This is a genomic window from Streptomyces sp. NPDC002206 (genome assembly GCF_053593595.1).
In genome coordinates this window covers 102826-129793 of record NZ_JBSFCW010000019.1, presented here as the reverse complement: position 1 = coordinate 129793, position 26968 = coordinate 102826, and the positions used below count along the sequence as shown (strand labels likewise).

The 26968-nt window shown below is 72.3% G+C and carries 21 protein-coding genes; 7 read left to right on the top strand and 14 right to left on the bottom strand.

All coding sequences use genetic code 11. The features are described 5' to 3' along the window. From ACWCP8_RS28305 to ACWCP8_RS28290, 4 genes are all read right to left on the bottom strand, one after another. Positions 1-1160 (bottom strand): NAD-binding protein (locus tag ACWCP8_RS28305; RefSeq protein ID WP_451118929.1); only part of this gene is annotated, 1160 nt, incomplete at its 3' end. A gap of 106 nt (positions 1161-1266) precedes the next feature. Then, positions 1267-6159: a DNA repair ATPase gene (locus tag ACWCP8_RS28300; protein WP_451118927.1), complete on the bottom strand. Its 4893-nt coding sequence runs from the start codon at positions 6157-6159 to the stop codon at positions 1267-1269. 232 nt (positions 6160-6391) lie between these two features. Next, positions 6392-8503, bottom strand: a complete 2112-nt coding sequence (locus ACWCP8_RS28295; protein WP_451118925.1) for a flotillin family protein — start codon at positions 8501-8503, stop codon at positions 6392-6394. A gap of 116 nt (positions 8504-8619) precedes the next feature. Then, complete coding sequence (locus ACWCP8_RS28290) at positions 8620-9282, bottom strand: hypothetical protein (RefSeq protein ID WP_451118923.1); 663 nt, start codon at positions 9280-9282, stop codon at positions 8620-8622. A gap of 294 nt (positions 9283-9576) precedes the next feature. Here ACWCP8_RS28290 and ACWCP8_RS28285 point away from each other — a divergent pair, with 294 nt between their 5' ends. After that, a complete protein-coding gene (locus ACWCP8_RS28285; RefSeq protein ID WP_451118921.1) occupies positions 9577-10653 on the top strand; it encodes a PucR family transcriptional regulator in 1077 nt (358 codons plus the stop codon). A 162-nt stretch (positions 10654-10815) separates the two neighbouring features. Next, entirely contained in the window at positions 10816-12372 is a 1557-nt protein-coding gene (locus ACWCP8_RS28280) for an MFS transporter (RefSeq protein WP_451118919.1), read from the top strand. A 227-nt stretch (positions 12373-12599) separates the two neighbouring features. Here the strand turns inward: ACWCP8_RS28280 and ACWCP8_RS28275 are convergent, their stop codons facing one another. The 4 genes from ACWCP8_RS28275 to ACWCP8_RS28260 all read right to left on the bottom strand — a co-directional run bounded on the left by ACWCP8_RS28275 (position 12600) and on the right by ACWCP8_RS28260 (position 15904). Then, positions 12600-13055 (bottom strand): tellurite resistance TerB family protein, encoded by a 456-nt coding sequence (locus ACWCP8_RS28275; protein WP_030931413.1) that lies wholly within the window; start codon positions 13053-13055, stop codon positions 12600-12602. Between the two features lie 378 nt (positions 13056-13433). Further along, positions 13434-14672: a cation:proton antiporter gene (locus ACWCP8_RS28270; RefSeq protein WP_451118917.1), complete on the bottom strand. Its 1239-nt coding sequence runs from the start codon at positions 14670-14672 to the stop codon at positions 13434-13436. A gap of 2 nt (positions 14673-14674) precedes the next feature. Next, entirely contained in the window at positions 14675-15145 is a 471-nt protein-coding gene (locus ACWCP8_RS28265; RefSeq protein WP_352266648.1) for a cation:proton antiporter regulatory subunit, read from the bottom strand. A gap of 210 nt (positions 15146-15355) precedes the next feature. After that, complete coding sequence (locus tag ACWCP8_RS28260) at positions 15356-15904, bottom strand: peroxiredoxin (RefSeq protein WP_352266649.1); 549 nt, start codon at positions 15902-15904, stop codon at positions 15356-15358. A gap of 97 nt (positions 15905-16001) precedes the next feature. Here ACWCP8_RS28260 and ACWCP8_RS28255 point away from each other — a divergent pair, with 97 nt between their 5' ends. Together ACWCP8_RS28255 and ACWCP8_RS28250 are read left to right on the top strand one after the other, a co-directional pair. Next, on the top strand, positions 16002-16733 hold the full coding sequence (locus tag ACWCP8_RS28255; protein WP_451118915.1) for a serine aminopeptidase domain-containing protein: 732 nt from the start codon (positions 16002-16004) through the stop codon (positions 16731-16733). 226 nt (positions 16734-16959) lie between these two features. Continuing rightward, positions 16960-17349 carry a YunG family protein gene (locus ACWCP8_RS28250; RefSeq protein WP_352266651.1) on the top strand — a complete coding sequence of 130 codons (390 nt, stop codon included), beginning with the start codon at positions 16960-16962 and terminating at the stop codon, positions 17347-17349. A 12-nt stretch (positions 17350-17361) separates the two neighbouring features. Here the strand turns inward: ACWCP8_RS28250 and ACWCP8_RS28245 are convergent, their stop codons facing one another. Both ACWCP8_RS28245 and ACWCP8_RS28240 read right to left on the bottom strand, forming a co-directional pair. Then, on the bottom strand, positions 17362-18213 hold the full coding sequence (locus ACWCP8_RS28245; protein ID WP_451118913.1) for a GNAT family N-acetyltransferase: 852 nt from the start codon (positions 18211-18213) through the stop codon (positions 17362-17364). A 62-nt stretch (positions 18214-18275) separates the two neighbouring features. After that, positions 18276-19676 carry a hypothetical protein gene (locus tag ACWCP8_RS28240; protein WP_451118911.1) on the bottom strand — a complete coding sequence of 467 codons (1401 nt, stop codon included), beginning with the start codon at positions 19674-19676 and terminating at the stop codon, positions 18276-18278. Between the two features lie 175 nt (positions 19677-19851). On the opposite strand from ACWCP8_RS28240, the gene ACWCP8_RS28235 reads away from it, so the two are divergent. Then, positions 19852-21144 carry a molybdopterin-dependent oxidoreductase gene (locus ACWCP8_RS28235; protein ID WP_451118909.1) on the top strand — a complete coding sequence of 431 codons (1293 nt, stop codon included), beginning with the start codon at positions 19852-19854 and terminating at the stop codon, positions 21142-21144. A 358-nt stretch (positions 21145-21502) separates the two neighbouring features. Here the strand turns inward: ACWCP8_RS28235 and ACWCP8_RS28230 are convergent, their stop codons facing one another. Genes ACWCP8_RS28230 through ACWCP8_RS28220 form a run of 3 tightly spaced genes read right to left on the bottom strand, consistent with a single transcriptional unit; the run spans position 21503 to position 23792 of the window. Then, positions 21503-22393 (bottom strand): class I SAM-dependent methyltransferase, encoded by an 891-nt coding sequence (locus ACWCP8_RS28230; RefSeq protein WP_352266655.1) that lies wholly within the window; start codon positions 22391-22393, stop codon positions 21503-21505. After that, positions 22390-23061, bottom strand: coding sequence for a TIGR04282 family arsenosugar biosynthesis glycosyltransferase (locus ACWCP8_RS28225; protein WP_451118906.1), 672 nt, complete (start codon positions 23059-23061; stop codon positions 22390-22392). Before ACWCP8_RS28225 ends, ACWCP8_RS28230 begins: the two co-directional genes overlap by 4 nt. Beyond that, on the bottom strand, positions 23058-23792 hold the full coding sequence (locus ACWCP8_RS28220) for a glycosyltransferase family 2 protein (RefSeq protein WP_352266657.1): 735 nt from the start codon (positions 23790-23792) through the stop codon (positions 23058-23060). The genes ACWCP8_RS28225 and ACWCP8_RS28220 overlap by 4 nt, the downstream gene beginning before the upstream one ends. A 114-nt stretch (positions 23793-23906) precedes the next feature. On the opposite strand from ACWCP8_RS28220, the gene ACWCP8_RS28215 reads away from it, so the two are divergent. Beyond that, on the top strand, positions 23907-24725 hold the full coding sequence (locus ACWCP8_RS28215) for a response regulator transcription factor (protein WP_451118904.1): 819 nt from the start codon (positions 23907-23909) through the stop codon (positions 24723-24725). Further along, on the top strand, positions 24722-25837 hold the full coding sequence (locus ACWCP8_RS28210; protein WP_451118903.1) for a sensor histidine kinase: 1116 nt from the start codon (positions 24722-24724) through the stop codon (positions 25835-25837). The genes ACWCP8_RS28215 and ACWCP8_RS28210 overlap by 4 nt, the downstream gene beginning before the upstream one ends. On the opposite strand, the gene ACWCP8_RS28205 is transcribed toward ACWCP8_RS28210, so the two are convergent. Further along, positions 25828-26910: an NAD-dependent epimerase/dehydratase family protein gene (locus ACWCP8_RS28205; RefSeq protein ID WP_352266660.1), complete on the bottom strand. Its 1083-nt coding sequence runs from the start codon at positions 26908-26910 to the stop codon at positions 25828-25830. The two genes, ACWCP8_RS28210 and ACWCP8_RS28205, sit on opposite strands and share 10 nt — an antisense overlap. Between the last annotated feature and the right edge of the window lie 58 nt (positions 26911-26968).

Below are 26968 nucleotides of genomic sequence, written 5' to 3'. Positions count from 1 at the left end.
AGCATCAGCCCGGCGACGCCGGAGAGCAGCTGGATGACCTGCCGGGCGGCGGATTCGTCGATCGCCGGGTCGCCCATCGCGAACAGGTCGAGCAGCGTCAAGTAAACGGCGTGCAGCGGGTGTTCGCCCGTCGTGAGCGTGGAGGCGACGGTGAGGCCCAGCACCGCCGAGGCGACGCCCAGCACCGACCGGCGCAGTCGGCGCGAGAAGATCTGGCTCAGGGGGGCGCTTCTGCCGCCCATCCGCGGCGCCGGCCCGTCCGGTGCGGCCTCCCGGATGGCCTCGAGGACCACCGTGCCACGGCCGGTCGCGGCAGCCACCGACTCCTGGTCGGGCAGGAGTTGGGGGCCCTCGGCGCCGCTGCTGTCGGAACCTTCGGCGCCCGCCGGGTCATGGGTGGTGGAGGAGAGCAGGGCGAGCGTGCACAGGCCGGGGTCGGCGACCTCGCCCTGCCGGGGCGGGGTGCGTTCGACGGCCCGCAGGAGCAGGCCCTCCGCCTGGACGACCTTGCTGGAGCCGGTCAGCGCCGTCGCGGCGAGCGCGGGCGCGGCGGTGTCGGCGTCGGAGAGGACGGTGGTGGACGTGTCCAGCGCCGTCGGGTCGAGTCCGGGCACGGCGACGGCCGCGGCCTGGTCGAGGAGGGTCTCCAGATACTGGCCGAGCTTGCGGTTGTAGAGCCGGATGACCAGCCGGACACGGGGGTTGAGGCGGCGGGCGGTGAGTGCGGCGCGGATGTTGCGTTCGTCGTCGTCGTAGACGAGCGCCAGCGCGGCGGCGGTGTCGACACCCGCCTCCTCGAACGCCTCGTCGGACGGCTCCGCGGCCTCGAGGATGCGGACCGCGTCCAGGCCGGCGCCGGTGTCGTTGTCGGAGCCGCCATTGGCTCCGGTGGCGACGGTGCCGCCGTTGCCCAGGTTGCGGTTCATCGCCGCCGACATCCGGCCGAACAGTGTGGCAGCCCGCCCGCGTTGGGTCAGCGGTAGCTCCGGGCGGCGCGGGTCGCGGCCCGGCGGGAGGAGTAGCGTGACCCGCTCCCCGTAGACGTAACGCAGCTCCACCGCCAGCCGCTGGGCGAGTGCGTCGTCGCCGCAGACGACCATGTGGCCGCTGAACGGGGAGCGTTGGGGCTGCTGGGGAAGTGTCGACACGGAACCCAGCATGCCTTGCCCGCCTCCGGTGTTCGACTTGGAGCGTCCGGCAATTGAGGGGGGCGTCGTCGAGGGGCTGGGTACGCACATCTGCCGCGCCCCCATTTGTCGGACGCTCTTATTCGGACCGGTCGGTGATCTCCGCCCCGGTGATCGACCCGCCGGACCGACGGATCGCCGACTCGACTGCCGCGATCCGGTCCGCGAGCAGACCGAGGGCCGCGACCGCCCGGGTCATGGGGCTGCTGTCCGGGCCGCCCAGTGCCTGGGTGCGTACGTACGAGGCGGTGATCGCCGCCCACCGGTCGGCCTGTTCGGCGGTGAGCGTTCCCCGCAGGGACGCCAGTTTCAGCAGGTTGGACTCGGCGCCGGTGGCGAGCGTCTGGGCCTCGCCCGCGTAGTGGTCGTCGATGACTGCGGCGAGCTCCGCGTCGTTCATCACGGGCACGATCCGTTCGGCGATCTTGTTCATGTTGCGGTACGAGCCCTGCAGCCGGAACCGCGGCTCGGTGCGCGTCGCGTCGGTCTGTGCGGCCGAGGCGATGTATGCGGCGTTCACCGCGAGAACGGTGGTGCGGGCGGTCAGCAGGTGGCGCAGGACCGAGACGATCCGGTCCAGTTCGGCGGGTGTGTACGGGTGGTCGGGACGGTCCGTGCGCGCGATCGAGGAAGGGCCCGCGCCGGAGGCCAGGCGCACGAGCAGCGTGAGATCTTCCCGGGAGCGGCCGGCGAGGGGTGCCAGCACCGGGTTGGCGGTCAGCGCGTTCTCGACGAAGCTGAGCGCGAAGACGTCCTCGCGGCCGCTCAGCACCTCGCCCAGGTTCCACACGTCGGCCCGGTTCGCCAGCATGTCCGGGATCCGGAACTGCTCGCCGGACTCGGTGTACGGATTGCCCGTCATGCACACCGCGAACCGCTTGCCCCGCAGGTCGTAGCTGCGCGGCCGGCCGTCCCGTACGCCCTCGACGCGGCGGGTGGCGTCACAGAGGGGGATGAATTTCTGGAGCAGCTCGGGCGAGGTGTGCTGGATGTCGTCGAGGTGGAGGAGCGTGTTGTTGCCCGCCTCCAGTGCAAAGTTGATCTTCTCGATCTCGTGGCGGGTGGTCGCGCTGCGTGCCTGCGCCGGGTCGAGGGAGGTCACCTCGCGGCCGAGCGAGGGGCCGCTGATCTTGACGAGGGCCAGGCCGAGCCGGTCGGCCACGTACTCCATGAGGGTCGTCTTGCCGTAGCCGGGCGGCGAGACGAGCAGCAGGAGGCCCTGCGAGTCGGTGCGCCGGTCGGCATCGGCCGTGCCGAGCTGCTTGGCGAGGCTGTCGCCGATCAGCGGCAGGTAGACCTCGTCGATGAGCTGGTTGCGGACGAACGTGGACATGACCCGCGGCCGGTGGTCGTCGAGCCGCAGCCGGGCGCGTTCGGCTGCGACGAGGGTGGTGCGCTGCCGCTGGTAGGCGCGGAAGCCGGGGACGGCAGTCGTGCGGAACTCCGCTGTGCGGGCGAGAAGTTCGTCCAGGCGCACGGCCAGACGGCCACGGTCGATGCGGGGATGGACGCCGAGCAGGCCGTCCACGGTCGCGGCGATCGGTGCCTCGCAGTCGTATCGCTCGGTCCCCGGCTCCGGGCAGAGCTCCACGGCGACCGCCTCCGCGAGGTCATCGGTCGTGATGTCCGCGCCGCCCGCGTGGGCATACGAGGTCAGCCAGCCCTCGACGAGCTGGCGGCGCGCGGGGAGGTCGTCGCGAAGGGCGGACAGATCCTCGTCATACGCCGAAGTGCCGGTCGTTCGGCGGAACTTGTCCAGGAAGGTGCGGACGGCAGCGCTCGTCACGAACCCGGCGGGGCCGGAGGTCAGCTCCTCGAAGAGATATGCGGCGGTGGCGTGCGCCTCGTCCGCCCCGATCCTGGCCGCCCACTCCTCCTGGAGCGCGGTGATCGCGGGCGCCGGGCCGAACGTCTCACGGGCCCGGGCCAGGGAGAAGGCCCGGCGCGTCCAGGAGGTGCGCAGGGCGTCGTCCGCCTCCCATGTCCAGAAGAGCTGTGCCGCTGCGCGCACCGCCGGCGGGACGCGCAGCAGACCTGCCCCGGCGTGCAGTCGCAGCAGGGTGGCCAGGATGGCGGTGGCGTCCTCGTCATGGACGCCGCGCTGATAGCCCTCGTCGTACGCGGAGGCCGCCGACTCCCGCACCAGCACGGCCAGTTCGGCCGGTGCGCGGGAGGCCAGCGCGTCCGCTCCGTGTTCGTCCAGGAGGCGGGCGGCAAGGTACTCGGCGCGGTAGACCGACGGGGACTCCGACGGCAGCTGCTGCTGCCAGTACGGGCGGGCCGCGTCGAACGCCGGGTCGGTCACGGGAGCCCGGTAATCGGTTCCGGTGACGGCGAACGCGAGCCGGTCCCCGGACGGCACGAGCGCCAGGTCGAACGGCTGGGTGTTCACGGCGAACCGGTGCCGGCCGAGCCGGATCGTCGCACCACCGTCCGTGTACAGCTCGCTGCGGTCGCGCAGCGCCCGCCCCGCCTCCTGGCGGGCCGCCTTCAGCCGCCCGTCGAGCTCCTCGGCCCGCACCGGGTCGCCGAACTCGCGCAGCTCGTCCGCCGTGCGGCGGACCTTGGTGACCATCGGGTCGGAGGCGAAGTATGTATGGACCGCGTCCAGGTCGGGGAGGGCGGACAGACGCCGGGAGACCGTTTCGAGGACCCGGGCCGCCGACCGGGCCAGCCGTTCCGCGTGGCGCGCGCGGGCGTCCTGCAGTGTCTGCTTGCGGGCCGAGAACGCCTCGTACACCTCTGTCCGTCGCTCGGACAGCTGAGCGAGAAAGTCGTCGAACTCGGCGAACCGGGACTCCAGGTTCTCCAACTGGAGGAGAAGTCTCGCCAGTTGCTCGTCGCATGCGTCGGGGGAGTCCGCGGTGGCCAGCGCGCCGGTGACCGCCTGCCCGAGCAGGGCGAACTCGGCGGCGAACTCCGCCCGCCCCTCGTGGTCGAGGAGCTCGCGGCGGCGGGCGTCGAGCGTGGCGCGGGCCCGGTTCACACCGCCGAGGACCTCGGCGATCCGCTCCAGGATCGATGTACGGACGGCTCCGTCGCCGATCTCCAGCCCGGCCACGACATCCGTGACCGTCGCCAGCCCGTCCGTCATCTCCGTCAGCCGGTCGCCGAGCGCGGCGGCGCCGACGACGGTGGCGAGTGCGGAGGCGTCTGCGGTGAGCTGCTCGATGTCCCGGTGGTAGCCGGTGAACGCGTCGTCCCGGCTCAGGAACGCGACCGCGCGCTGGGCGGCGGAGCCGATGTCCTCGGCGGTGGTGGCGGTGAGCGCGGCGATCCGGTCGGTGTCCGCGTACCGCATCTCGGCGAGCGTCGCCAAGCGGCCGTGTGCGCGGCGCAGCTCGGTGAGCTGAGAGACCCAGGCGGCGGCCGAGCGCGGCGCTTCGCCGCGGATGCGGCGGACGAGCGCGGTGATCCGGTCCGCCGACTCCGCGAGCGCGTCGGCGGCCTGCCGGGTGAGCTCCTGCACCGTCTCGAATTCGGTGAGGACCTGCTGCGCGGTGTCCCGGAGGTCGGTCAACGGGGCTGTGAGGACGCCGAGTTCGGGGTCGGCCAGCCAGTGGTAGCGGTCGGTGGTGCGGGTGCAGTCGGCGACCAGCTGTGCATACACGGCGGCGGTCGGTGAGGTCTCGGCGGCACTGTGCGCGAGGGCGAGACAGTCGGAGATGCCGCGGACCAGATCGGCGTTGCCGACCCGGGCGAGCGGACCCGTGCCGGCCGGGCGGGAGGCGGCGTAGGTGTCGGAGACGTACGGGGTCTGCCAGCGCTGCACCGTGTGCACACGGGCGGGCTCGGCCGACGCCGTGTCCTTGAGGAGGACGAGCGTGCCGTCGTCGAGCAGGGCGTGACCGCGGCCGAGCAGCGGGGCGGCGACCTCCTGGCGGATCAGGTTGTAGGGCAGGAGCAGGCCGCGGCCGCCGTCCCGGGAGCGGAAGAGGTAGAGGACGTCCTCGCCGTTGGGGGACCGGACGGCCCCCTCGAAGACCGGGTCGGCGAGCGGCTCGGCGAGATCGAAGGTCTTCGCTGTGCCGGTGGTGAGATAGGTGCCGCCGGGGAAGATGATCCCCTGGTCCTCGGGGAGCCGGTGGCAGGCGGGACCGATGGCGTCGAGGCGCTGCACGGTGGAGAGCAGGCTGTTGAAGACCAGGTGGCGCCAGGAGTCCTCGTTGTACGGGCGGATGCGCAGCAGGACCAGCGGCCCGACCTCGGCGTACTCGACGTCGGCGTCGGCGAGGGATTGAAGCGGCTCGGTGACCGGCTCCTCGTAGATGCCGTCGGGTGTGTCGGTGTCGTCGACCGTCTTCACGGTCAGGGTGCCGCCGAGCGTGTCGACGAAGAGGGCGCCGCTGTCCCCGATCGCGATGTGCGGGTGGCGGCCGGGGATGTGCGACTCGCGGCCCGCCGGGGTCCAGGTGAAGTCGTGCGACGGCGGGAAGACGTGGTCGCGGTCGCCGCGCGCGTCGAGGAACGGGCCGGGGGAGCCGTCCGGGGCGAGCGCCCAGCGCAGGACACGGATGTCGTCGGCGGTCTCGCCGGTGCGGAACACGGCGAGCAGCCGGCCGTCGACGCGGCGCAGGCGGAGCAGGCGGGCGTCACGGTAGTAGCGGTGCAGGGCGGTGAATTCGCGTACGAACGCCTCGTCGGCCAGGAGCGTGCCGCCACTCCCGGCCAGGTCCGGTCCGTACAGCGCGAGTACGTCGGCGACGGCGGCCTCGCCGCGCGCGCCCGGCCCGCGCTCGAAGCCGAACAGCAACTGTCCGCCCACGGCGACCAGATCGCGCGGCAGCGACGGCTGTTCCGTACGGATCTGCTCGGTGACCAGCAACCGCAGCTCCGTCGAGCCGAACGCCTCGGTGCGGCGGGCGTTGAGGGCTTCGGCGCGGCGGGCGAGTTCGGCGGCGTGCGCGGCGAGGCGGCGCCGCAGCACGTCGTAGGTGCCCGCGTCCACGGTGAGGGCGGGGTCGGTGTCCATGCGTACGGCTCCCTACGGGGTGTGCTTGCGGAGTGCGCGGCCTTCGGCCGCACGTTGCCCTCGATCGCCGGACGGGTTCGAGGTGGCGGCCGGGCATGTTGGGTCTGTCCGGCGATCGAGGACGGAACCACGGCCCGGTCGGGCCCGGCGTGCGCGGTGGGCGGGCACGAGATGGTCGACTCGAGCCCGTCCGGCGGTTGAGGACGGACCGGCCGCCGGACGGACTGCCCCGCTACGCCACCGGCGCCCCATTGCGCGCCGCCGCCGCGTCCTGCGCCGCCAACGCCCCGACCGGCACATCCGCCAGCCCGAGCTTCCGCGCCGACTCCAACAGCTGCCGGACCTGGCCGGCATCCGCCCCCGCCCCCGGCGCCGCCATCATCCGCATCAGCAGCGCCGACACCGTCAGGTTCTGTACATCGCCCGTGGATACCGACCCGAGCACCCGGGTCAGGTCCTCGGTGAACGACGACGACCCGTTCAGCCACGGCCCGGCGAGAGCCTTCGCCGTGTCCGAGTTCTCCATGAACCCGTCGACACTCTTGCCGAGCGAGATCGACGAGACCAGCCGGTCGAAGAAGACCGACTCCCCGCCGACGATGTCAATGTCGGCGTTCTCCAGGCCGGCGGCCACGATCGTCGCCTGTGCCTCCGCGACCTGCCGCTGCACATCGAGTCCGGCCAGCCGGATCTCCTTCTCGGCGGCGAGCCGCAGCCGGTACTCCTCGTGCCCGCGCGACGCGTCGTCCAGTGCCGCCATGGCCGCCGCCTTCTCCGTGAGCCCGGCCGCCTCGGCCTTCAGCTTCTCGCCGATCATCGCCGCGTCCGCGGTGGCCTGCGCCTGGGTGCCCTCGGCGGTCGCCAGGGCCTTCAGCCGTGTGCCCTCCGCCTCGGCCCTGAGCCGGGCGGACGTGGCCTCTGCCTCGGCGAGACCGGTCTTCTCGATGACGTCGGCCGCCGCCTCCCGCACCTGCACCTCCGCCAGGCCGGGCGCCGCGGACTCCGCCTGGACGCCTTCGGCGAGCCGCAGCTTGGCCCGGGCGTCGAGATCCGCGGTCTTGAGCCGGGCCTCGGCGAGCGTCAGCTGCTCCGCCGCCCGGTGGGTGGCCGCCACCTCGGCCGCCTCCGCCGCCTTGATGTCCTTGACCAGCTTCTCCTGGGCCTCCGCCTCGGCGGCGATGATCACCGACTTGCGGGTGCGCTCCGACTCCTCGACGGCCCGCAGTGTCTTGATCGACTCTTCCTGCTCGGCGACCGTACGGTCCACGGCGATCCGCTCCCGGATCACATCGGCGACCTCGCGGCGCTCTGCCTCGACCTCCTTCGTCGCGGCGATCCGATTCAGCTCGGTCTGCCGTTCGCGCCCGATGACCTCGATCAGCCGGTCCTTCTCGATGCGCTCGTTCTCGACCGCGATGACCCGCTCACGGTTCTTCTGCGCGACGGCGATCTCCCGCGCCTGGTTCTCGCGCTGGATGCCGAGCTGTTCCTCGGTACGGATGAACGCCGCCTGCGCGCCCAGCCGTTCCTCCTCCTGGACCCGGGCGGTGGCCGCCTCCTCGCGGGCCCGCAGCGTCTCGACCTCGCGCCGCTGCTTGATCTCGGCCTCGGCCTGCCGGCGCTCCAGCTCCAGGATGGTCTCGCGGGCGTCGACGTTCTGCCGGGTGATCTCCTTCTGCTCGGTGCGCTGGAACTCGTTGGTGCGTACGTGCTCGATCGTCGTCAGTTCGGTGATCTTGCGGATGCCCTGTGCGTCGAGGATGTTGGCGCTGTCGAGCTGCGCCATCGGTGTCTGCTCCAGGTGGTCGATCGCCGCGTCGTCGAGGTGGTAGCCGTTCAGGTCGGTCCCGATGACCCGGATGATGCGGTCCCGGAACTCTTCGCGCTTGGTGTACAGATCGACGAAGTCCAGCTGCTTGCCGACCGTCTTGAGGGCCTCGGCAAATTTCGCGGCGAAGAAGTCCTGGATGGCGATCTTGTCGCTGGCCCGCTCGGTGCCGATGGCCTGGGCGACCTTGATGACGTCCTCGACGGTCTTGTTGACCCGTACGAAGAAGTTGATGTGGATGTCGGCGCGGATGTTGTCCTGGCAGATGAGGCCCTCGCGGCCGGTGCGCCGGATCTCGATCGTCTTCACCGAGATGTCCATGTACTCGGCCTTGTGCAGCACCGGCAGGACGACGGCGCCGGTGAAGGTCACGTCGACCTTCTTGGTCTTGGAGATGATCAGGGCCTTGCCCTGTTCGACCTTGCGGAAGAGCCGGCTGACGACGAGGAGCAGGGCGATCGCGATGAGCAGGACCACGGCGATGAGCACACCGAAGCCCAGGGAGATGGCATCCATGACAGTCCTTGGCGGCTGGTGAGAAGGGCGAGGAAGGTGAGAGGAGCCGGAGCGCCCGAGCGGCGGCGGGCAGCCGTGTGCGCGCCGGATCGCGGCGTACGGCGGCGGCCGGTGGCTCAGCCGGTGCGGCGGGGCCCGGTACGCGGCAGCTGCCGCGGTGGCGTCGGTGGTCCCGGGTCGAGTGTCACGTCGTAGGGCGATACCCAGAAGAACTCGCCCTCGTCGTCATACGCGTAGAGAAGCCCCGCACTGCCCGCCGTGAAGACCGCTTCGTCCATCTGCCGCAATTGCCTGACCTGCACGATCGCGGTGGACCCGTCGGCCGCCGCGACCTCGGCCTGGCCGAAGTCGGAGCTGACGGAGCCGGTACGGATGGTGCAGACCCGGCCGAGGAAGTCCTGCCGGGACGGTGGGGGTTCGGCCGGGAAGCGGCGGCGGTAGCGGGTGACGAGCAGCCGGACCACGGCCCAGGAGACCAGCAGCGCCCCGGCGAGCACGGCACAGGCGAGCACGGCGCGCGGGGTGCCGGTGACTGAGCTGCGGTGCAGCAGGACGGTGCCGGTCAGGCTGGTGAACCAGGCGACGACGATCATCACGGACACCGAGACGGCGACCGGCACACCGCCGATCCCGGCCAGGTCGGTGTCGAGGTCGGCGTCGAAGGAGTGGTGGTCGGCCGCACCGGCCAGGACCAGCAGCCAGAAGCAGATGACGACGACGAGGGCCGCGCCGAAGAGGGCGGCGGGAAAGGAGAGCGCCGCGCTCAGGAACTCCTGCATCGGTCCACTCCCCCTGCGTGTGAGCGGGGGGTGCGGCGGATGTGCTGTTCGGCGGTGACCCCGGTGCCGCGACGTCGCCGACAAGCGGCGCCGCAGCAGCCGGGTCTTCCCCCGTCCCCGTATCCCCCGTGCTCCCCCCGTGTTTCCCCCGGTGGTGCTGGGCCTGATCGTGACAGCCGATGCCACTGTTCCGCATTGCCGGAGTCCGGCAATCTTTGTACGTCCTTGATGCCGGGCACCAGCACCTGCTCCGATGCGTTGAGCGAGTGTCAGTGACGCGTCAAGACTGGGGGCATGGACGTGCCGGAGCCGGAGAATCCCGACGAGTATCTGGGGGACTACGCCCGCATCCTGGGTGAGGTCGCCGCGACCGGCCGCCGGCTGACCCGCGACGAGCTGGAGAGCCGCCGGGCCCTGGGCCGGGAGGCCGCCGAGGCCGGATTCCAGCTGCGCGCCCTGGTGGGTCTCCATCTGGCGGCGACCCGCACCGCCTGGCCGAGCGCCGGCGCCACCGACTCGGCGTCCACCGACTGTGTGCTGGCCGCGGTCGAGCAGTCCGTCGACGCGTTCGCCGAGGGGTTCGAGCGGGCCCAGCGGCTCACCGTACGGCGGGAGGAGGCGGCGCGCCGCGAGTTCATCGACGACCTGCTGTACGGGCGCAGCGACCTGGGCCGGCTCGCCGAGCGGGCCACCCGGTTCGGGCTGCGGCTGTCACGCGCCCACGCGGTCGCGGTGGCGGCCGGCCCCCAGGCGTACACCGAGACGGACACCGTGCCGCGGCAGGTGGAGTCGGCGCTGCTGGCCCGCTTCGACGGCCGGAAAATCCTGCTGACGACGAAGGACGGGCGCCTGGTCTGCATGGCCCCGGGTTCCCAGCCGGACGTCCTGCGCTACTTCGCCAAGCAGGCGCACGCGGCGACGGACGGCGGCCGGGTCGCGGTCGGCCGCCCGCACCGGGGCCCGGGCGGTGTCGTCCAGTCGTACGACGAGGCGCTCGCCGCACTCGACCTGGCGGACCGGATGAGCCTGGACGATCCGGTGCTGTACGCCGCCGACCTGCTGGTCTTCCCGGTGCTGACCCGGGACCGGCAGGCGATGGCCGATCTGGTGCGCAGCCAGCTGGGCCCGCTCCAGCAGGCCCGCGGCGGCGCCGAGCCACTGCTGAAGACACTCTCCGCGTACTTCGACGCGGGCTGCGTCGCCGCCGAGACGGCCCGGCGGCTGGCGCTGAGCGTGCGGGCGCTCACGTACCGGCTGGAGCGGGTCCATCAGCTGACCGGTTCGGACCCGTCGGACCCGATGCACCGGTACACGCTGCAGACAGCGGTGATCGGCGCCCGGCTGCTGGACTGGCCCGCCAAGGAGCTCTGACCAACGGGTCCGCCCCGCTGCCGGATCCCGGTGCGCCCGCCCCGATGCCGGAGCCCGGCAGGCCCGAACCCGGGCGCTGCTCACCGCGTGCGGCGATCCTGACCCGCGCTTAGCGTGAAGTGCGGGGGATTTCGGGGTGCGCACCGAGGGAGACCCAGGACCATGGCCCGTCACGCACGTCATGCGCGAGAGCCGTTCGAGGGAGAACGCTCCGTGGGTGGCGTGAGAGGGACCACGACCTCCTCACCGGCTCGCCCCGCGCCCGGGCGTGAGCGTGGACCGGCGCATCGGTGGTGGGTGCTCGGGGTGATCGGTCTGGCGCAGCTGATGGTGGTCCTGGACGCCACCATCGTGAACATCGCCCTGCCCTCCGCCCAGCAGGACCTCGGCTTCTCCGACGGCAACCGCCAGTGGATCGTGACGGCGTACGCCCTGGCCTTCGGCTCGCTGCTGCTGCTCGGCGGCCGGATAGCCGACCTGGTGGGCCGCAAGATCGTCTTCCTGACCGGCCTGGTCGGCTTCGCGGTGGCGTCGGCGATCGGCGGCGCCGCCCCGGGCTTCGAGGTCCTGGTCGTCGCCCGCGCCCTCCAGGGCATGTTCGCCGCGCTGCTGGCGCCGGCCGCGCTCTCTCTCCTCACCACGACGTTCAACGTCCCGAACGAGCGGGCGAAGGCCTTCGGGATCTACGGTGCCATCGCGGGCACGGGCGGCGCGGTGGGGCTGCTGCTCGGCGGGGTGCTCACCGAGTACCTGAACTGGCGCTGGTGTCTGTACGTCAACCTGCTGTTCGCCCTGGTCGCCTTTGTCGGTGGCGCCCGGCTGCTGACCGCCGGCGCCCCCGCCCACCGTCCGAAGCTCGATGTCCCGGGCACGCTCCTGGTCTCGTTGGGCCTCTTCTGCATCGTGTTCGGCTTCTCGAACGCGGAGTCGCACCAGTGGAGTTCACCGCACACCTGGGGCTTCCTCGCGGCGGGCGGTGTGCTCGTGGCGGCGTTCGCCTGGTGGCTGACGCGGGCCGCGCACCCGTTGCTGCCGTTGCGGGTGGTGCTGAACCGGAACCGAGGGGCGTCGTATCTGGCGATGTTCATCGCCGGCGGCGGCATGTTCGGCGTGTTCCTGTTCCTCACGTACTACCTGCAGAGGACTCTGCTCTACTCGCCGGTTGCCACCGGTCTCGCGTTCATCCCGATGGTCGCCCTGATGATCGCGACGTCGATGACGACGACCAATGTGCTGGTGCCGCGGTTCGGCGCGAAACCGATCGTGCCGCTCGGCATGGGCATCGCCGCGGCCGCCATGGTGTGGATGACCGGTCTGGACCTCACCAGCGGCTACGTCACGCATGTGCTGCCCAACCTGCTCTGCCTCGGGCTGGGCCTCGGCATGGTCTTCGCGACCGTGATGAACCTGGCCACGTACGGGGTGGCCGTCCGCGACGCGGGTGTGGCCTCGGCCATGGTCAGCACCAGCCAGCAGGTGGGCGGTTCCATCGGTACGGCGCTGCTGAACACGCTCGCCACCGGCGCCGCCACGAGCTACCTGGTCGGACGTCCGCCGACCCCCGCCAACATCGCCCAGGCCCAGCTGCACAGCTACTCCACCGCGTACTGGTGGTCGGCGGGCTACTTCGCCCTCGGGCTGCTGGTCACCGTGGTCCTGTACCGCAGGGGTGCGCCCCGCTCGCAGTTGGTCGAGGACGCGGCGCCGGTCCGCGCCTGACGGCCGCGCGTACCGGACCGGTCGGCGGCCTCGGCGAGCGGGGCTCCGCCGACGGTGACATCGACGCCGGGCGCGGTGCGGGCGGAGGTGGGCCGGGGACTCGCGCGGGGGAGTCGCGAGTCCCCGGCCGGGCCGGGCGCGGTCCGATGGTCAGTCGGACCGCGGTGTGTTCCCGGCGGTACGGGGGGCTGTTGGGCCGACCTGGAGAGATTGCCCGACGAAGGTGTCTAGAGGTCGAACTCGTGGGGCGGAAGGTCGAGCGCGAAGCACGCCTCGCGCACGACGGCCTGCTCCGACTTGTCGAAGTCGCCGTCGGCGCCGCCGATGACGATGCCGATCTGGATGACGGCGCGCGCCTCGGCCGGCTTCTTCTTCGCCTTGCCGATCTCCTGGAGCACGCTGACCTTGCCGAAGGCGAAGTCGGCGGTGAGCTTGTTGACGTACTCGTTGAAGCGCCGCTGCAGGTCGTCCGCGGGGAAGTTCTGCAGCACCTCGTTGGAGGCGATCAGCGAGGCGACGCGCTGGCGCTCGGACGGGTCGATGGAACCGTCGGCGGCGGCGACCAGGGCGCACATGGCCATGCTCGCGTCCCGGAACGCACCGCTCTTCAGGTCGTTCTTCTTCGCCTCGAGCTGCGATTGCATCGTCGTCGCGGATTCCTTGATCCGATCCCACAGTGCCATGACGTCTCCATACGTTGCGTTGCGTTGCCGGAACGAGATCCAACTCTACAGACGTGTAGAAGTTAGCAGGATGATCGCCCGCTGTGTCCGGGAACCGGCCTTCAGTGCGATGCTGCGACGCCGTGGACGGACGCGGTATCGCGCGAAGGGCAGTCCCCACGATGGACACGGCCGGGGCCAGCCACCACCCGCACAACGAACTGCCTCACGACAACGTGCCCCCGCCGGGCTCCGCCTCCGACGCCCGGCGGCCCCGCAAGCGCGGACAGGGCGAGCTGGAGGCCCAGGTCGCGGGATCGGGCCGACCGCCGCAAGCGCAGGCAGGGCGTCCGGTGACTGGTGCGCGAAGAGCGCCGGCGACCCCGCTCTGACGACGGCTCAGTCGACGGCCGAGGCGCGCTCCACGACCGGTAGCTCCTCGTGAGTGACAGGCGCGCTGCGCCCGGAAACACCGCCCCCACGGTCCCGCCGCTTCCGGATCCGGGCCACGACGGGCTGGGTCCAGCGGGCAGTGAGCGGACCGACGATCACCAGGATCAGGACGTACGCGGTGGCGATGGGCCCGATCCGTGGCTCGGTCGCCACGGCCAGACCGGCGATGACGATGGAGAACTCACCGCGCGCCACAAGCGTGCCACCGGCCCGCCACCGCCCGCGCGACCCGATCCCGGCGCGCCGGGCCGCGTACCACCCGGTGCCGATCTTGGTGAAGACGGTGACGACGGCCAGCAGCAGGGCCGGCAGCAGCACGGGCGGAATCTGGGCCGGATCGGTGGAGAGCCCGAAGAACACGAAGAAGACGGCGGCGAACAGGTCGCGCAGCGGCGTCAGCAGCTTGCGGGCGCCCTCCGCCACCTCACCCGAGAGCGCAATCCCGACGAGAAACGCCCCGACCGCCGCGGAGACCTGCAACTGCTGGGCCACCCCGGCCACCAGGACGGTCAGCCCGAGGACGACGAGGAGCAGCATCTCCGGATTGTCGGAGGACACGGCCCGGCTGATGAGCCGGCCGTGCCGCAGCGCCAGATACAGCACGAACCCGACGGTGCCGAGCGCGACCAGCAGGGCGATGCTGCCGCCGGCCAGGCCGACACCGGCGAGCATCGCGGTGAGCAGCGGCAGATAGACGGCCATCGACAGGTCCTCGATGACGAGGACCCCGAGAATGACGGGCGTCTCCCGGTTTCCCAGCCGTCCCAGATCGGTGAGCACCTTCGCGATGACGCCGGACGAGGAGATCCAGGTGACCCCGGCCAGCGCGACGGCCCCGACGGGCCCCCACCCGAGCAGCAGTGCAGCCACCGCGCCGGGCGTCGCATTGAGTACGAAGTCGACGACCCCGGACGGATACTGCGTCTTCAGGCTGGTCACCAGCTCGGACGCGCTGTACTCCAGCCCCAGCAGGAGCAGCAGCAGGATGACACCGATCTCGGCGCCGACGGCGGTGAACTCCTCGCTGGCCCCGAGGGGCAGCAGCCCTCCGTCCCCGAACGCCAGGCCGGCCAGCAGATAGAGCGGAATCGGCGAGAGCCCTATCCGCCCGGCGAACCGCCCGATGATCCCGAGCCCCAGAATGACGGAGCCGAGCTCCACCAGCAGTGCGGTCGTGTCGTGCACGGTCAGCCCTCCGCAATGATCTCGGAGAGCGCGTCGACGCCCTCACGCGTACCGACGACGACAAGCGTGTCCCCGATGGCCAGCCGGAAGTCCGGCCCCGGCGACGGGTGAACACTGTGCGTCCGCAGGACGGCCACGATCGACGCCCCGGTCCGCGTCCGCGCCCGGGTGTCCCCGAGCAGCCGCCCCCCGTACGGGGAGCGCGACCCGAGCGGTATGTGCTCGGTGACGAGATCGATGCCCTCGGTCCGTACGGCATCGATGGGCGCGGCGTCGATGAGATGCGCGAGTGCGGTGGCCTCCTGCGGGGTCAGCGGCACGGAGAGCTGACACGAATCGGGATCGTCGTGCTCGTAGAAGCCGATGAACCGCCGCCCGTCGTGGTGCACGACGACCGAAATGTGCTGTCCCGACTCGGTGGTGTAGTCGTACTGCACACCGACTCCGGGCAGCGTGGTCCGGTGGGTTCCCATGGCTTCCTCCCGAGGCGCACGACGGCACAGCGACGCACTTGGTGATCTCTTTAACGTCTCATTACCTTAACCGGAGACTTCCGCCGCTTGCGGGGCACGTGATCGCGGACCGCCTGCAGTGCCCTCCCGCGCCGCGCCGATCGGGGCCCGGACGCAGCCGTGCCCGGCGGCCTGTTGCTCACCGCCGGGCACGTGGGGTGGGGAACGCCGTCAGCCGGTGGTCCCGGTCGTGCCGTCGGCCGGCTGCTCGGGAGTGGGTGAGGCGGAGTCGCCCGTCGGGCTCTTGATGCCGGCGATGTGCTCGGCGAGCGTGTCCAGGGACTGGAAGGTGGCCCCGAGAACCGCGACATGCTTCCACCGCAGCACTCCGTCCGGCCCGATCAGGAACACGGCTCGGCGGACCCCGATCCCGGGCGCCGTGATCCCGTACGCCCGGGCGATCTCCCGCCCGGTGTCCGCGAGCAGCGGCATCCGCAGGCCGTATGTGCGGGCGAACGACTCATGGCTGTCCACACCCTGTGGACTGATTCCCCAGACCTCCGCGTCGAGACCGGTGAAGGTCTCCATGCCGGAGGAGTACGAGCAGAGCTGCTTGGTGCAGACGGTCGTGTTGTCGCCGGGGTAGAAGGCGAGCACGACGGTACGGCCGCGGGCGTCCGAGAGTGTGTAGTCGCTGCGTTCGAACGTGTCTCCGGCGAGCGTTCCGCCCGGCAGTGTGAAGTCCTGGACAGGCTGGCCGACTTGTGGTGACGATCCCATGGCGGGTCCCCTTGTGTGCGACAGGTGTACGGCATACGGCGATGTCTCGGTACAGCATGCTCGGTACGGTGGTGGCTTCCGCGACCAGGAGGTACGCATGGCGGATCGGCGACCACCGTCGGCTGCGGTGCTCCTCCTGCACGGCGGGCGCGAGACGGGGCTGGGGCCGCCCCCGCCCGGGCCGTTGAACCTTCCGGGCCTGCGCATGCGGCCGTTCGCGCGGGGCGTGGTCCGGGTGACCCGGGACGAACCGGTGGATGTGGCGGTACGGGAGGTCCGGTACGGACACCGCGGGTGGAACGGGTCCCGGGAGGATGCCCTGCACGATGCCGTACGGGCGCTGGACGGCGTGCGGCGCGAGTTCGGCGAGGTGCCGGTCGTGCTCGTCGGGCACTCGATGGGCGCCCGGGCCGCCCTGCGCGCGGCCGGGCATCCGCTGGTACGAGGAGTGGTCGGCCTTGCGCCGTGGTGTCCGCCCGGTGATCCGGTCACCCAACTCGCGGACCGGGACGTCGTTCTGCTGCACAGCAGCCGTGACCGTGTGACGAGCCCTCAAGCCTCCCAGTCCCTCGCCACCCGTGCCCGCCGGGCCGGTGCCCGCTCCTGTCTGGTGACGATCCGCGCCAGCGATCACGCGATGCTCCGCCGGGCCCGGGCGTGGCACACGATGACGACCGGCCTGGTGAGGGGCCTGCTGGGACTCTCCGCGCTCCCGGCGGCGGTCGACGCCGCCCTCCGCCTGCCGCTGGACGCACCGGCGTCGGACGGCACGCTGGACTTCGACCGGCTGCGCGCCGGGGGTGACGCTGTGGCCGTGCGCCGCTCGTGACGTCTGCCGCTGGACGCACCGGCGTCGGACGGCACGCTGGACTTCGACCGGCTGCGCGTCGGGGGTGACGCTGTGGCCGTGCGCCGCTCGTGACGTCTGCCGCTGGACGCACCGGCGTCGGACGGCACGCTGGACTTCGACCGGCTGCGCGCCGGGGGTGACGCTGTGGCCGTGCGCTCCTCGTCCTCCAGCGGTGTTGTCAGTGGTCGCTGCCAGGATCGGTGTCATGGAGTCCTCGAAACCGCTGCTTCTCGCCGACATCGAAGCCGCCGTCCGCGCCAGTTGGGGCGCCGACACGGCCACACCCGGCCACCGGCCGCACTGGACGGCCGACAATCCGGCCCGCGACCAGTGCGGGGTCACCGCCATGGTGCTCAACGACCTGCTGGGCGGCGAGCTGATCCGCGGCGAGGTCCGGGTCCACGGCGAACGCACGGACTTCCACTGGTGGAACCGGCTGGGCATGGGTGTGGAGATCGACCTCACGCGGGAGCAGTTCGGGCCGGAGGAGATCGTCTCGGGCGGCACGGTGATACCCCGGCCGGCGGAGATCGTACGGCTGCGCGAGGAGTACGAACTGCTCCGCGACCGGGTTCTGGAGAAGCTCCGGCGCTAGCGGGCCCGGCGGTCAGCCGAGCTCCAGGCTGGTGATGCCGAACAGCCCGGTGTGGTCGACGTCCGGCATCGGGCCCGTGTACATGCGGGCCGTCTCGAACGACGGTGCGAGGCCCAGCTGTTCGGCGAGCGCGACCGCTGCCGGGTTGATGTCGGGTACGTCGACGGCGATCTCGGTGTCCGGTGCGGTGGCCGACAGCGCGCTCATCAGGGCGGCGGCCACTTCGGGCGACGAAGCGTGGAGGGGGCCGATGCGTGACGACGTACGGCAGGGGCGCATCACGGCGAACCCCCGCAACTCCCCGTCGTCACCGACGGCGGCGAGGGCGGTACGTCCGGGTGCGGCGATCCACGGGGCGAGAAAGCTGTCGCGCTCGGCGGGGAAGAAGCGGCGGTCGTAGACGGCCAGTCGGTCGAAGGGGAGCGAGCGGGCGTCGACGAGCGTGAGGCCGGACGGTACGCCGATGTCCGCGGCCGGCCGGCCGACCCACCGCATGTTCGTCCAGGCAGAGCGGAATCCGGACTTCCGGTAGTTGGCCTGCTGGGCGACGACGCCGTCGAGTCCGACGTTGCGCCCGGCGAGCCGGTCCATGCCGGCGTGCCAGACCTGAATGCCGTAACCCTGGCCGCGAAGTTCCGGGCGGGTGAGATAGAAGCCCAGGAACCCGAAGCCGGAGCCGTACCGGACGACGGAGACGGAGGACACGGGCACACCGTCGAGCCGGCCGATGAGGAAGCCGCGCGGGTCGGTGGCGAAGAAGGCGTGGCCGTCGGTCCAGCCCGGGTTCCAGCCCTCGGCGTGGGCCCACTCGCCCAGCATCTCGATGTCGTCGGCGCTTGCTGTGGTGATCTCGAATGTCGGCACGGGGCACCTGTACCCGGGACACGATCGCTTCAAGGGCGGCTGTTCGGCCATTCGCCGCTCCGTTACCACCCCGTCCAGAGCAGGTGGTTGACCAGCAGGGCGACGACGGCCTGCGCGGTCAGCCAGCCGCGTCGGGTGTCCGGGGGAAGCAGCGCGGCGGCGGGCAGGAGCCAGAGGACGAACGGCTGCCAGATGCGTTCCGTCTCCGCCTTGCTCATCCCGGACAGATCCGCGACGAGGAGAGCGAGGAGCGCGGCCAGGGTGACGAGCATCAGCCGTTGCCGAGCGGAGGTGGTGCCGGTGCGCAGTGCGCGTACGGATCCCGGAGCGCCGGCCGCGGCCCGGCGGAGGCCGGCGACCGTGGCGAGACCGGCGGAGACCGTGGTGGCCGCGAGGTTCGCCCAGACCCAGTAGGAGTACGGGCGGATCCCGCCCGCCCCCTGGTAGTACCGCTCGACCAGCAGCCGGTACCCCTCCCACCAGTTGAAGCCCGCCAGGGTGAACGCGACGGGAACGACGAGCGCCCCGAGAAGGAAGAGGGGCACGGGGCGGGCCGTGCGGGTCAGGAGGAGGACGGTGAGGAGCAGGATCGCGATGAGCGTCAGACCGTACGAGAGGTAGCAGGTCAGGCCGTAGAGCAGTCCGGAACCGAGGGCGGCCGCGGCGGCCGGGCGGGGACTGTGGGGCCGGCGCGTCGCCGCCAGGGCGAGGAGCGCGACCGACCAGGCGGCGACCGCGGCGAAGTAGCCGTCCGCCGAGGCTCCCGTCCAGACCGCCATCGGCGCGAGGACGAGGAACGGCGCGGCGCCCCGCGCCAGGCGTTCGTCGGCCAGGGCGCGCACCGCGATCAGCGCGGCGACCACCGCGGAGCCGCCGAGCACGATGCACCAGACACCGGCCCATCCGCCGCCGCCGAGTCCGATCCGGTCCAGCAGGACGAAGGTGAGTGTGGCGCCCGGCGGATGACCGGCGACATGCGCGGGCCAGTTGTCCGGACGGCCGCTCAGGATGTGGCCGGTGAAGCCGTGCAGGGCCGCCCCGATGTCGCTGAACCGGCCGATGACCTGGAGATATTCGTGCTTCGTGGTGAGCCGTTCGGCGATGCCCCGGCCCCAGCCGTCGATCATCGCCAGCGAGAGGATCCAGGCCAGGGAGGCGGCCCACGCGGTGGCGAGCAGGCCCCGCCAGGGCAGCCGGCCGGCGAGGCCCGGCCCGTACGCGACGACGGCCGCGGCGACGACGACGGCGGCCGGGGTGCCGGGGCCGGTGTGCGGATACCAGGACGCCAGCAGGGGTGGCCAGTGGGCGACCAGGGTTCCATGGGCGTCCTGGATCGCGCGCCCGATCAGGACGGCCGCGGTGACGAGCAGGACACCCGCGGCGGCGGCGATCAGATCGCCGCGGCGGCCGGTGGCGCGCTGCTGCGGGGGGTGGGGGCCGGTGGTGCGTTCCTCGGTCTTCACGCAGGCACGCTATGCAGGGTGGGGCGGCTGCGGGCGGTGCAACCGGGCCACGTCACCGAACTGTCAGATCCGGCCCGGAGATCTTGGCCCGGTTGGCCGTCGCGAGGAGTGACGTCAGCGTTTCGTCAGGAGTCGTGCGGGCCCGGGCCCGGCAGCCCGGGCATAGCTTCGGGGCATGGGCGACACGCGTCACGGCAGAGCATCCCGATTCCCGTTCCCGGCGTTCCCGGACCGGTCCCGGGTCCGGGAACGGCTGCCTTCCGCGCCCGGGTTCTGGCGCAGTCCGGTGCGCGGTGTCCGGTTCACGGCGGTGCTCGGTCTCGTCCTCCTCGTCGGGCTGACGCTGGTGTTCGTGACGGGTCTGCTGTCGTACGCCGCGTACAACCCGGATCTTGCCGCGGTCAACGACAAGACGCCGGGCAAGGGGCTGCTGGGGTTCTACCTGTTCGCCTGGCCGACCGGGCCGCACTGGCTGTACCGGCTGGACCAGGGAGTGCATGTCACGGGCGGCATCGTGCTCGTACCGGTGCTGCTGGCGAAGCTGTGGTCGGTGATCCCGAAACTCTTCGCGCTGCCACCGGCCCGGTCGGTGGGGCATGCGCTGGAACGCGTCTCGTTGCTGCTGCTCGTCGGCGGGGCACTGTTCGAGTTCGTCACGGGGCTGCTCAACATCCAGGTGGAGTACGTCTTTCCGGGGTCGTTCTATCCGCTGCACTTCTACGGCGCGTGGGTGTTCTTCGCCGGGTTCGTCGCCCATGTCGGGCTGAAGCTCCCACGGGCAGTACGGGTGCTGCGCAGCGGGGAACTGCGCGGTGAGGTGGACGAGTTGGCTGCCCCCGCCCCCGATGCGCCGACCATCTCCCGACGCGGCGCGTTCGCCATGGTGGGCGCCGGATCGCTGCTTCTGCTGGTCACCTCGGTGGGCCGGAGTTTCGACGCGCTGCGGAGCACCGCTCTCCTCACCCCGCGCGGGGTCGCCGACCCCGGATCGGGACCCAATGGGTTCCAGATCAACAAGACGGCCGCGTCCGTCCGGGTCACCCCGGCCGACACGGGGGAACGGTGGCGGCTGACCGTCCAAGGCCCCGCCGGGGAACTCACGTTCACCCGGGAACAGCTGCTGGCCATGGACCAGTACAGCGCGGCGCTGCCGATCGCCTGCGTGGAGGGCTGGTCGACCTCGGACCAGTGGTGGCGCGGGGTGCGGCTGCGGGACCTGGCGGCGCTCGCGGGGTATCCGGACCGGCCGCCGGGAGTGCTCGTCGAGTCGGTGCAGCGCAGCGGGCCGTTCCGTAAGGCGGCACTGCGGGACAACCAGGTGCGCGACCCGCGCTCGCTGCTGGCGCTGGAGGTCAACGGCGAGACGCTGTCGCTGGATCACGGGTTTCCGGCACGGATCATCGTGCCGGCCGCGCCCGGTGTGCTGAACACCAAATGGGTGACCCGGCTGACGTTCGGAGAGCTGTGATGAGACGGAGCGGTGAGCAGGCGAAGCGGGCGAGGCCGACCGGGCCGGGGGCGGTCTTCAGGCGTTGGTACGGGGAAGGGCCGCTGCAACTCGTCCTGCTGGCGACCACGTTCGCGCTCGCGGGCTATGCGGGGGTGCGGCTGCTGGAGGGGGACACGTTCGCCGTGGTGGTGTGGTTCGTCGGGGCGGCGCTGCTGCACGATCTGGTGCTGCTGCCGGTGTACGCGACGGCGGACCGGGTCGTTCGCGTGGCGCTCGGACCGCGCACCGGTCTGGTCAACTTCGTCCGCGTACCGGCCTTCCTGTCCGGGCTGCTCCTGCTGATGTGGTTCCCGCTGATCACCCGGCAGGCGAAGCACTACGAGCCGGCGAGCGGACTGTCCCCCGACGTCTTCCTCGGGAATTGGCTGCTGATCACGGCTGCGCTGTTCGCGGTGTCGGCGCTCTGGCTCACGGTCCGGACCTTCCGGTCGCGGCGCAGGGCGACGAAGGGGCGGCCGTCCGCCACCCATTGATCGACCGGGTGCCAGCCGTTCGGCTGCGCGTACCGGAGCAGGGCAGGGGTGCCGATCCGGGCCCACGGGAAGTGCCCGTCCCCGGCATCGGTACGGTCCGGCCCGCCGGCCCCGTCCGGTGCGCGGCGGCCGTCGTACAACCGGACCTGGACCCGCTCGTCGATGTCCGGCGACGCGGTCTCCGCGATGAGCAGACCGCCGGGGGCGAGCAGCTCCGCGGTGCGCAGCAGGAGGCCGTGCGGGTCGCCGCCGATGCCGATGTTGCCGTCGATGAGCAGGACGGTGCCCCAGCGGCCCTCGCCGGGCAACGGGTCGAAGACGGAACGGCGCAGCGCCGATCCGCCGATCCGCAGTGTGTGGGCGACGGCCGTCTCGCTGACGTCGATGCCGAGCGCACGGTGGCCGCGGGCGGCCAGTTCCGCGACGAGCCGGCCGGGCCCGCAGCCGATGTCGAGGACCGGCCCTTCGCAGCGGCGCAGCGCGGACAGGTCGGCGGCGTCGGCGCCCCCGCACCAGCGCTCGACGTCCAGGGGGAGCAGCCAGCCGTCCGTGCGGCGGAGGAAGAGCGGACCGTGGCCGTTGCGCAGCGCGTCGGCGTACGGATCGGTGCTCCACGGGGTGATGTCCGGATGCGCCGTGCCGGGGTGGTCGGTGTCCGGGCGCTGGGTGTCGGGGCGCTGGGTGTCCGGGGGCGCGGGAGTCAGCACCGAGCGGTTCGGCACCGTCCCGCTCATCGGCTCGCCGCCCCGGTCAGCCGGGCGAGGGTCGAGGCGAACTGTCCGTGCGGTGCGGCAGCTGCGACGTGCGCGGCGTCCGCCGCGGTGTCCACGTCCCGCAGCGGCGGCAGATCGCGCACGGTCAGCCCCGCGTCGACGAGTCGGCGCCGCTGGACGGCGCCGGTCTCCGGGGCGGACATGGGCACACCGCGCACCAGGTCCGGGTCGGGTGCGGCCAGGCCCAGCGCCCAGAAGCCGCCGTCGTCGGCGGGCCCGAACCAGGCGTCGCACCCGTCCCAGGCGTCCGGGGAGAGCGCGGGCGTCAGATGGGCGGCGGTGATCTGAGGAGTGTCCATGCCGATGAGCAGCGCCGGTCCGACACAGCCGCCGAACGCCGCCGCGAGCCGCTCGTCGAGGCGGCCGGTGGACTGCGCGACGACTTCGATGCCGGGCGGCAGCCAGGGACCGGGCCGTCCGTCGAGTACGAGGACGCGCCGCCGGGCCGGCAGGGAGAGCGCCGTGCGCAGCGTGTCACTGAGTGCGGCCTCGGCGAGCTGTGCGGCTTCGGCGGGGGTGAAGGGCGGGGTCAGCCGCGTCTTGACGAGGCCGGGCAGCGGTTCCTTGGCGATCACGAGGAGAGTGGTGGGGCCGGTCGCGACGTCGCGGCGGGCGGGCGCCACGCTCATCGGGACGCCCCCGGGCGTACCGCCCGCGCCGAGGTTCGTTCCGGCGGCTCGCGCAGGACGGCGCGCATGTCGCGTACCGCCTGCCACGTTCCCCTCCAGGTGCCGGTCACCTTGGATCTGCCGGTGCGCGGGAGATAGGGGACATCCGTCTCCGCGACACGCAGCCCGGCGTCCGACGCGCGTACCACCATCTGCAGCGGGTAGCCGCTGCGCCGGTCGGTGAGGTCCAGTGCCAGCAGGTCCGCCCGGCGCCCGGCCCGCATCGGACCGAGGTCGTGCAGGCGCAGGCCCGTCCTGCGGCGCAGCATGCGGGCGAGCACCAGGTTTCCGGCGCGGGCGTGCAGGGGCCAGGCGCCGCGGCCCTCGGGGCGTCGGCGGCCCAGCAGCAGATCCGTGTCCCCGTCGGCGATCCGGCGTACGAAGCCGGGCAGCAGCCCCGGGTCGAGGGAACCGTCGCAGTCGCAGAAGCAGACGAACTCCGCCCCGGCGGCGAGCAGACCGGCATGGCACGCGGCGCCGAAGCCGCGCCGCGGCTCGTGCACGAGGGTCGCCCCGAGGGAGCGGGCGAGGTCCGCCGACCCGTCGGTGGAGCCGTTGTCGACGACGATGGCGCGCCAGCCGTACGGGATGCCGGCCAGCACCCGGGGCAGCGCCGCGACCTCGTTCAGACAGGGCAGGACCACATCGGCGCGCGGGGACTGAGTGCGGAAGGAGTCGGTCACCTTGCTCACCCTACGGAGCAGAAACCGGCATTTCGGGCTTCAGGTTCTTACGAAAGCCGGACGTCGGCCCTTCGGCGGACCGCCGACCGGCTCTCCCGGCAACCGGGATGCCAAAGTGGCTGTATGGAGAACATCCCGGACGCCCCGGGTTCCGGCACCGCCCCCGGCGTTGCGCGCGGCCATGTCCTTGTCGTGGACGACGATCCGACGGTCGCCGAGGTGGTCGTCGGCTATCTGGACCGGGCGGGTTACGACGTCCGGCGGGCCGGCGACGGTCCGGCGGCGCTGGAGTGCTTCGCGGCTCGCCGGCCGGACCTGGTCGTCCTCGACCTGATGCTGCCCGGCATGGACGGCTTCGAGGTCTGCCGCAGGATGCGGGCGCACGGCCGTGTGCCGGTCATCATGCTGACGGCGCGCGGGGACGAGGACGACCGCATCCTGGGCCTGGAGACGGGCGCGGACGACTACGTCACGAAGCCGTTCAGCCCGCGCGAGCTCGTGCTGCGCGTCGACGCGGTGCTGCGCCGGGGCCGGGGAGCGGCGCCCGGCGCGGACGCCGCCCGGGCCCCGCTGGAGTGCGCCGGACTCCGTCTCGATCTCGCGGCCCGCCGCGCGGTGCGGGACGGCCGCGAGCTCGCCCTCACCCTCCGGGAGTTCGACCTCCTGACCTTCTTCCTGCGCCATCCCGGCCGGGTGTTCACCCGGGAGGAACTGATGCGGGAGGTCTGGGGGTGGGACTTCGGGGACCTGTCGACGGTGACGGTCCATGTGCGGCGGCTGCGCGGCAAGGTCGAGACGGATCCGGCCCGTCCGCAGCTGATCCAGACGGTGTGGGGCCTGGGCTACCGCCTGGACCCGGCCCCGGCCCCGGTCCCGGCCCGGCAGGACGGCACGAGAACCGCCCCGCCGGGCGCCCCGACCACTGATGCGGACCCCTCATGACCGACCTCCTCCTCATTGCGCTCTTCGCGTTCCTGGGCGCCGCAGCAGCCGGGCTTCTCGGTGCACTGGTCCTGCGCCTCTTCCGGCACCGTTCGCTCGTCGTGTCGCTGGCCGTCGTCGCCGCCGTCGCCGTGACCGCGATGCTCGCCGGGACCCTCGCGGTCGCCTGGGCGATGTTCCTGTCGCCGCACGATCTGACCGTCGTCACGACCGTCGTCGCCATGGCCGCCGTGGTGTCCCTCGCCACCGCGATGCTGCTGGGCCGCTGGGTCGCGGCCAGGAGCCGGGACCTGGCGCTCGCGGCCCGCTCGTTCGGCGACGGCGGTACGTTCGCCGCCCCCGAGGAGCAGGCGACCGCCGAACTCTCCTACCTCGCAAAGGAACTGGCGGCCACCAGCGCCAAGCTCGACAGCTCCCGGGAGCGCGAACGCGCACTGGAGACGTCGCGCCGTGAGCTCGTCGCATGGATCTCGCACGATCTGCGGACCCCGCTCGCCGGGCTGCGGGCCATGTCGGAGGCGCTGGAGGACGGCATGGCCGCCGACTCCGGCCGCTACCTGCGGCAGATACGGACCGAGGTGGAACGCATGAACGACATGGTCGGCGACCTCTTCGAACTCTCTCGGATCCACGCCGGATCGCTCACCCTGACCCCCACCCGCATCTCCGTGTACGACCTCGTCGGCGACGCCCTCGCAGGCGCGGACCCGCTGGCGCGCGAGCACGGGGTACGGCTGGTCGGCGACCGTATCGACGCCGTACCGGTGGAGGTCGACAGCAAGGAGATGAGCCGGGTCCTGGGCAACCTCCTGATCAACGCGATCCGCCGTACCCCGGCCGACGGCACGGTGGCGGTGGCCGCTCGCCGCGCCGAGAGCGGGGTGGTGCTGTCGGTGACGGACGGCTGCGGTGGCATCCCCGAGGAGGACCTGCCGAGGGTCTTCGACACGGGCTGGCGCGGCAGCCACGCCCGTACGCCACCCGCCGGTGCGGGACTCGGGCTGGCGATCGTCCGCGGCATCGTGGAGGCGCACGAGGGCCGGGCAGAGGTCCGCAACGTAACGGGCGGCTGCTGCTTCGAGGTCACCCTCCCGGCGGCCGCTCAGGCATGAGCGGGCCGTCCTCGACCGCCCGCCGGGCCCGGCCTCAGCTCCGCCTCCGCGAACTCCTTCATCCCCTCCGCGAACCCCACCTCCGGCCGCCAGCCCAGCTCCTCCCGCAGTCGGCGCGAGTCCGCCGTCACATGGCGCACGTCCCCGAGCCGGTACCCACCGGTGATCTCCGGTGCCGGGCCGCCGTGCGCGCAGGCCAGTGCCGTGGCCATCTCGCCGATCGTGTGCGGTTCGCCGCTGCCCGTGTTGTACGCGGTGAAGCTGCCGGCTGCCCGTTCCCGCACGGCCTCCAGCGCCACTGCGTTGGCGGCAGCCACGTCGCGTACGTGGACGAAGTCCCGCCGCTGGCAGCCGTCCTCGAAGACCTGCGGCGCCTCGCCCCGGGCCAGCGACGAGCGGAAGAACGACGCGACACCCGCGTACGGGGTGTCGCGCGGCATCCCCGGCCCGTACACGTTGTGGTACCGCAGGGCCGTCGCCCGGCCGCCCGTCGCCCGCGCCCACGCGGCGGCGAGATGTTCCTGGGCGAGCTTCGTCGCCGCGTACACATTGCGCGGGTCGGCCGGTGCGTCCTCGGTGACCAGGCCCGGGTTCAACTCGGCCCCGCAACGCGGGCAGCGCGGTTCGAACCGGCCCGCCGCCAGATCGTCCACGGCTCGCGGCCCGGGCCGGACCTGCCCGTGCAGGGGACAGTCGTACCGCCCCTCGCCGTACACGACCATCGACCCGGCGAGCACCAGATCGCCCACCCCGGCGCGGGCCGTCTCCGCCAGCAGGACCGCCGTCCCCAGGTCGTTGCAGCCGACGTACTCAGGGGCGTCCGCGAAGTCCTTGCCCAGGCCGACCATCGCGGCCTGGTGGCACACCGCGTCGACTCCCCGCAGCGCATCGGCCACGGCGTCCCGGTCCCGTACATCGGCGACGATCATTCCTTCCCGGCCGCTGCGGGCACCCCCGCCGTGCGCCGACTCCAGCAGCGCGTCGAACACGACCACTTCGTGGCCGCGCGCGACCAGCGCCTCGGCGATGTGTCCCCCGATGAACCCGGCTCCGCCGGTGAGCAGTACGCGCATGACGCCACGTTAGGTCCTCGGGCGCGCTCCGCTCCGATGCCGTACGGGCACGTCACCG

Excerpts from the sequence above, each read along its gene's own strand:
- ACWCP8_RS28300 (WP_451118927.1), bottom strand. The coding sequence starts at position 6,159 with ATGGACACCGACCCCGCCCTCACCGTGGACGCGGGCACCTACGACGTG.
- ACWCP8_RS28295 (WP_451118925.1), bottom strand. The coding sequence starts at position 8,503 with ATGGATGCCATCTCCCTGGGCTTCGGTGTGCTCATCGCCGTGGTCCTG.
- ACWCP8_RS28290 (WP_451118923.1), bottom strand. The coding sequence starts at position 9,282 with ATGCAGGAGTTCCTGAGCGCGGCGCTCTCCTTTCCCGCCGCCCTCTTC.
- ACWCP8_RS28285 (WP_451118921.1), top strand. The coding sequence starts at position 9,577 with ATGGACGTGCCGGAGCCGGAGAATCCCGACGAGTATCTGGGGGACTAC.
- ACWCP8_RS28280 (WP_451118919.1), top strand. The coding sequence starts at position 10,816 with ATGGCCCGTCACGCACGTCATGCGCGAGAGCCGTTCGAGGGAGAACGC.
- ACWCP8_RS28275 (WP_030931413.1), bottom strand. The coding sequence starts at position 13,055 with ATGGCACTGTGGGATCGGATCAAGGAATCCGCGACGACGATGCAATCG.
- ACWCP8_RS28265 (WP_352266648.1), bottom strand. The coding sequence starts at position 15,145 with ATGGGAACCCACCGGACCACGCTGCCCGGAGTCGGTGTGCAGTACGAC.
- ACWCP8_RS28260 (WP_352266649.1), bottom strand. The coding sequence starts at position 15,904 with ATGGGATCGTCACCACAAGTCGGCCAGCCTGTCCAGGACTTCACACTG.
- ACWCP8_RS28255 (WP_451118915.1), top strand. The coding sequence starts at position 16,002 with ATGGCGGATCGGCGACCACCGTCGGCTGCGGTGCTCCTCCTGCACGGC.
- ACWCP8_RS28250 (WP_352266651.1), top strand. The coding sequence starts at position 16,960 with ATGGAGTCCTCGAAACCGCTGCTTCTCGCCGACATCGAAGCCGCCGTC.
- ACWCP8_RS28235 (WP_451118909.1), top strand. The coding sequence starts at position 19,852 with ATGGGCGACACGCGTCACGGCAGAGCATCCCGATTCCCGTTCCCGGCG.
- ACWCP8_RS28230 (WP_352266655.1), bottom strand. The coding sequence starts at position 22,393 with ATGAGCGGGACGGTGCCGAACCGCTCGGTGCTGACTCCCGCGCCCCCG.
- ACWCP8_RS28225 (WP_451118906.1), bottom strand. The coding sequence starts at position 23,061 with ATGAGCGTGGCGCCCGCCCGCCGCGACGTCGCGACCGGCCCCACCACT.
- ACWCP8_RS28215 (WP_451118904.1), top strand. The coding sequence starts at position 23,907 with ATGGAGAACATCCCGGACGCCCCGGGTTCCGGCACCGCCCCCGGCGTT.
- ACWCP8_RS28210 (WP_451118903.1), top strand. The coding sequence starts at position 24,722 with ATGACCGACCTCCTCCTCATTGCGCTCTTCGCGTTCCTGGGCGCCGCA.
- ACWCP8_RS28205 (WP_352266660.1), bottom strand. The coding sequence starts at position 26,910 with ATGCGCGTACTGCTCACCGGCGGAGCCGGGTTCATCGGGGGACACATC.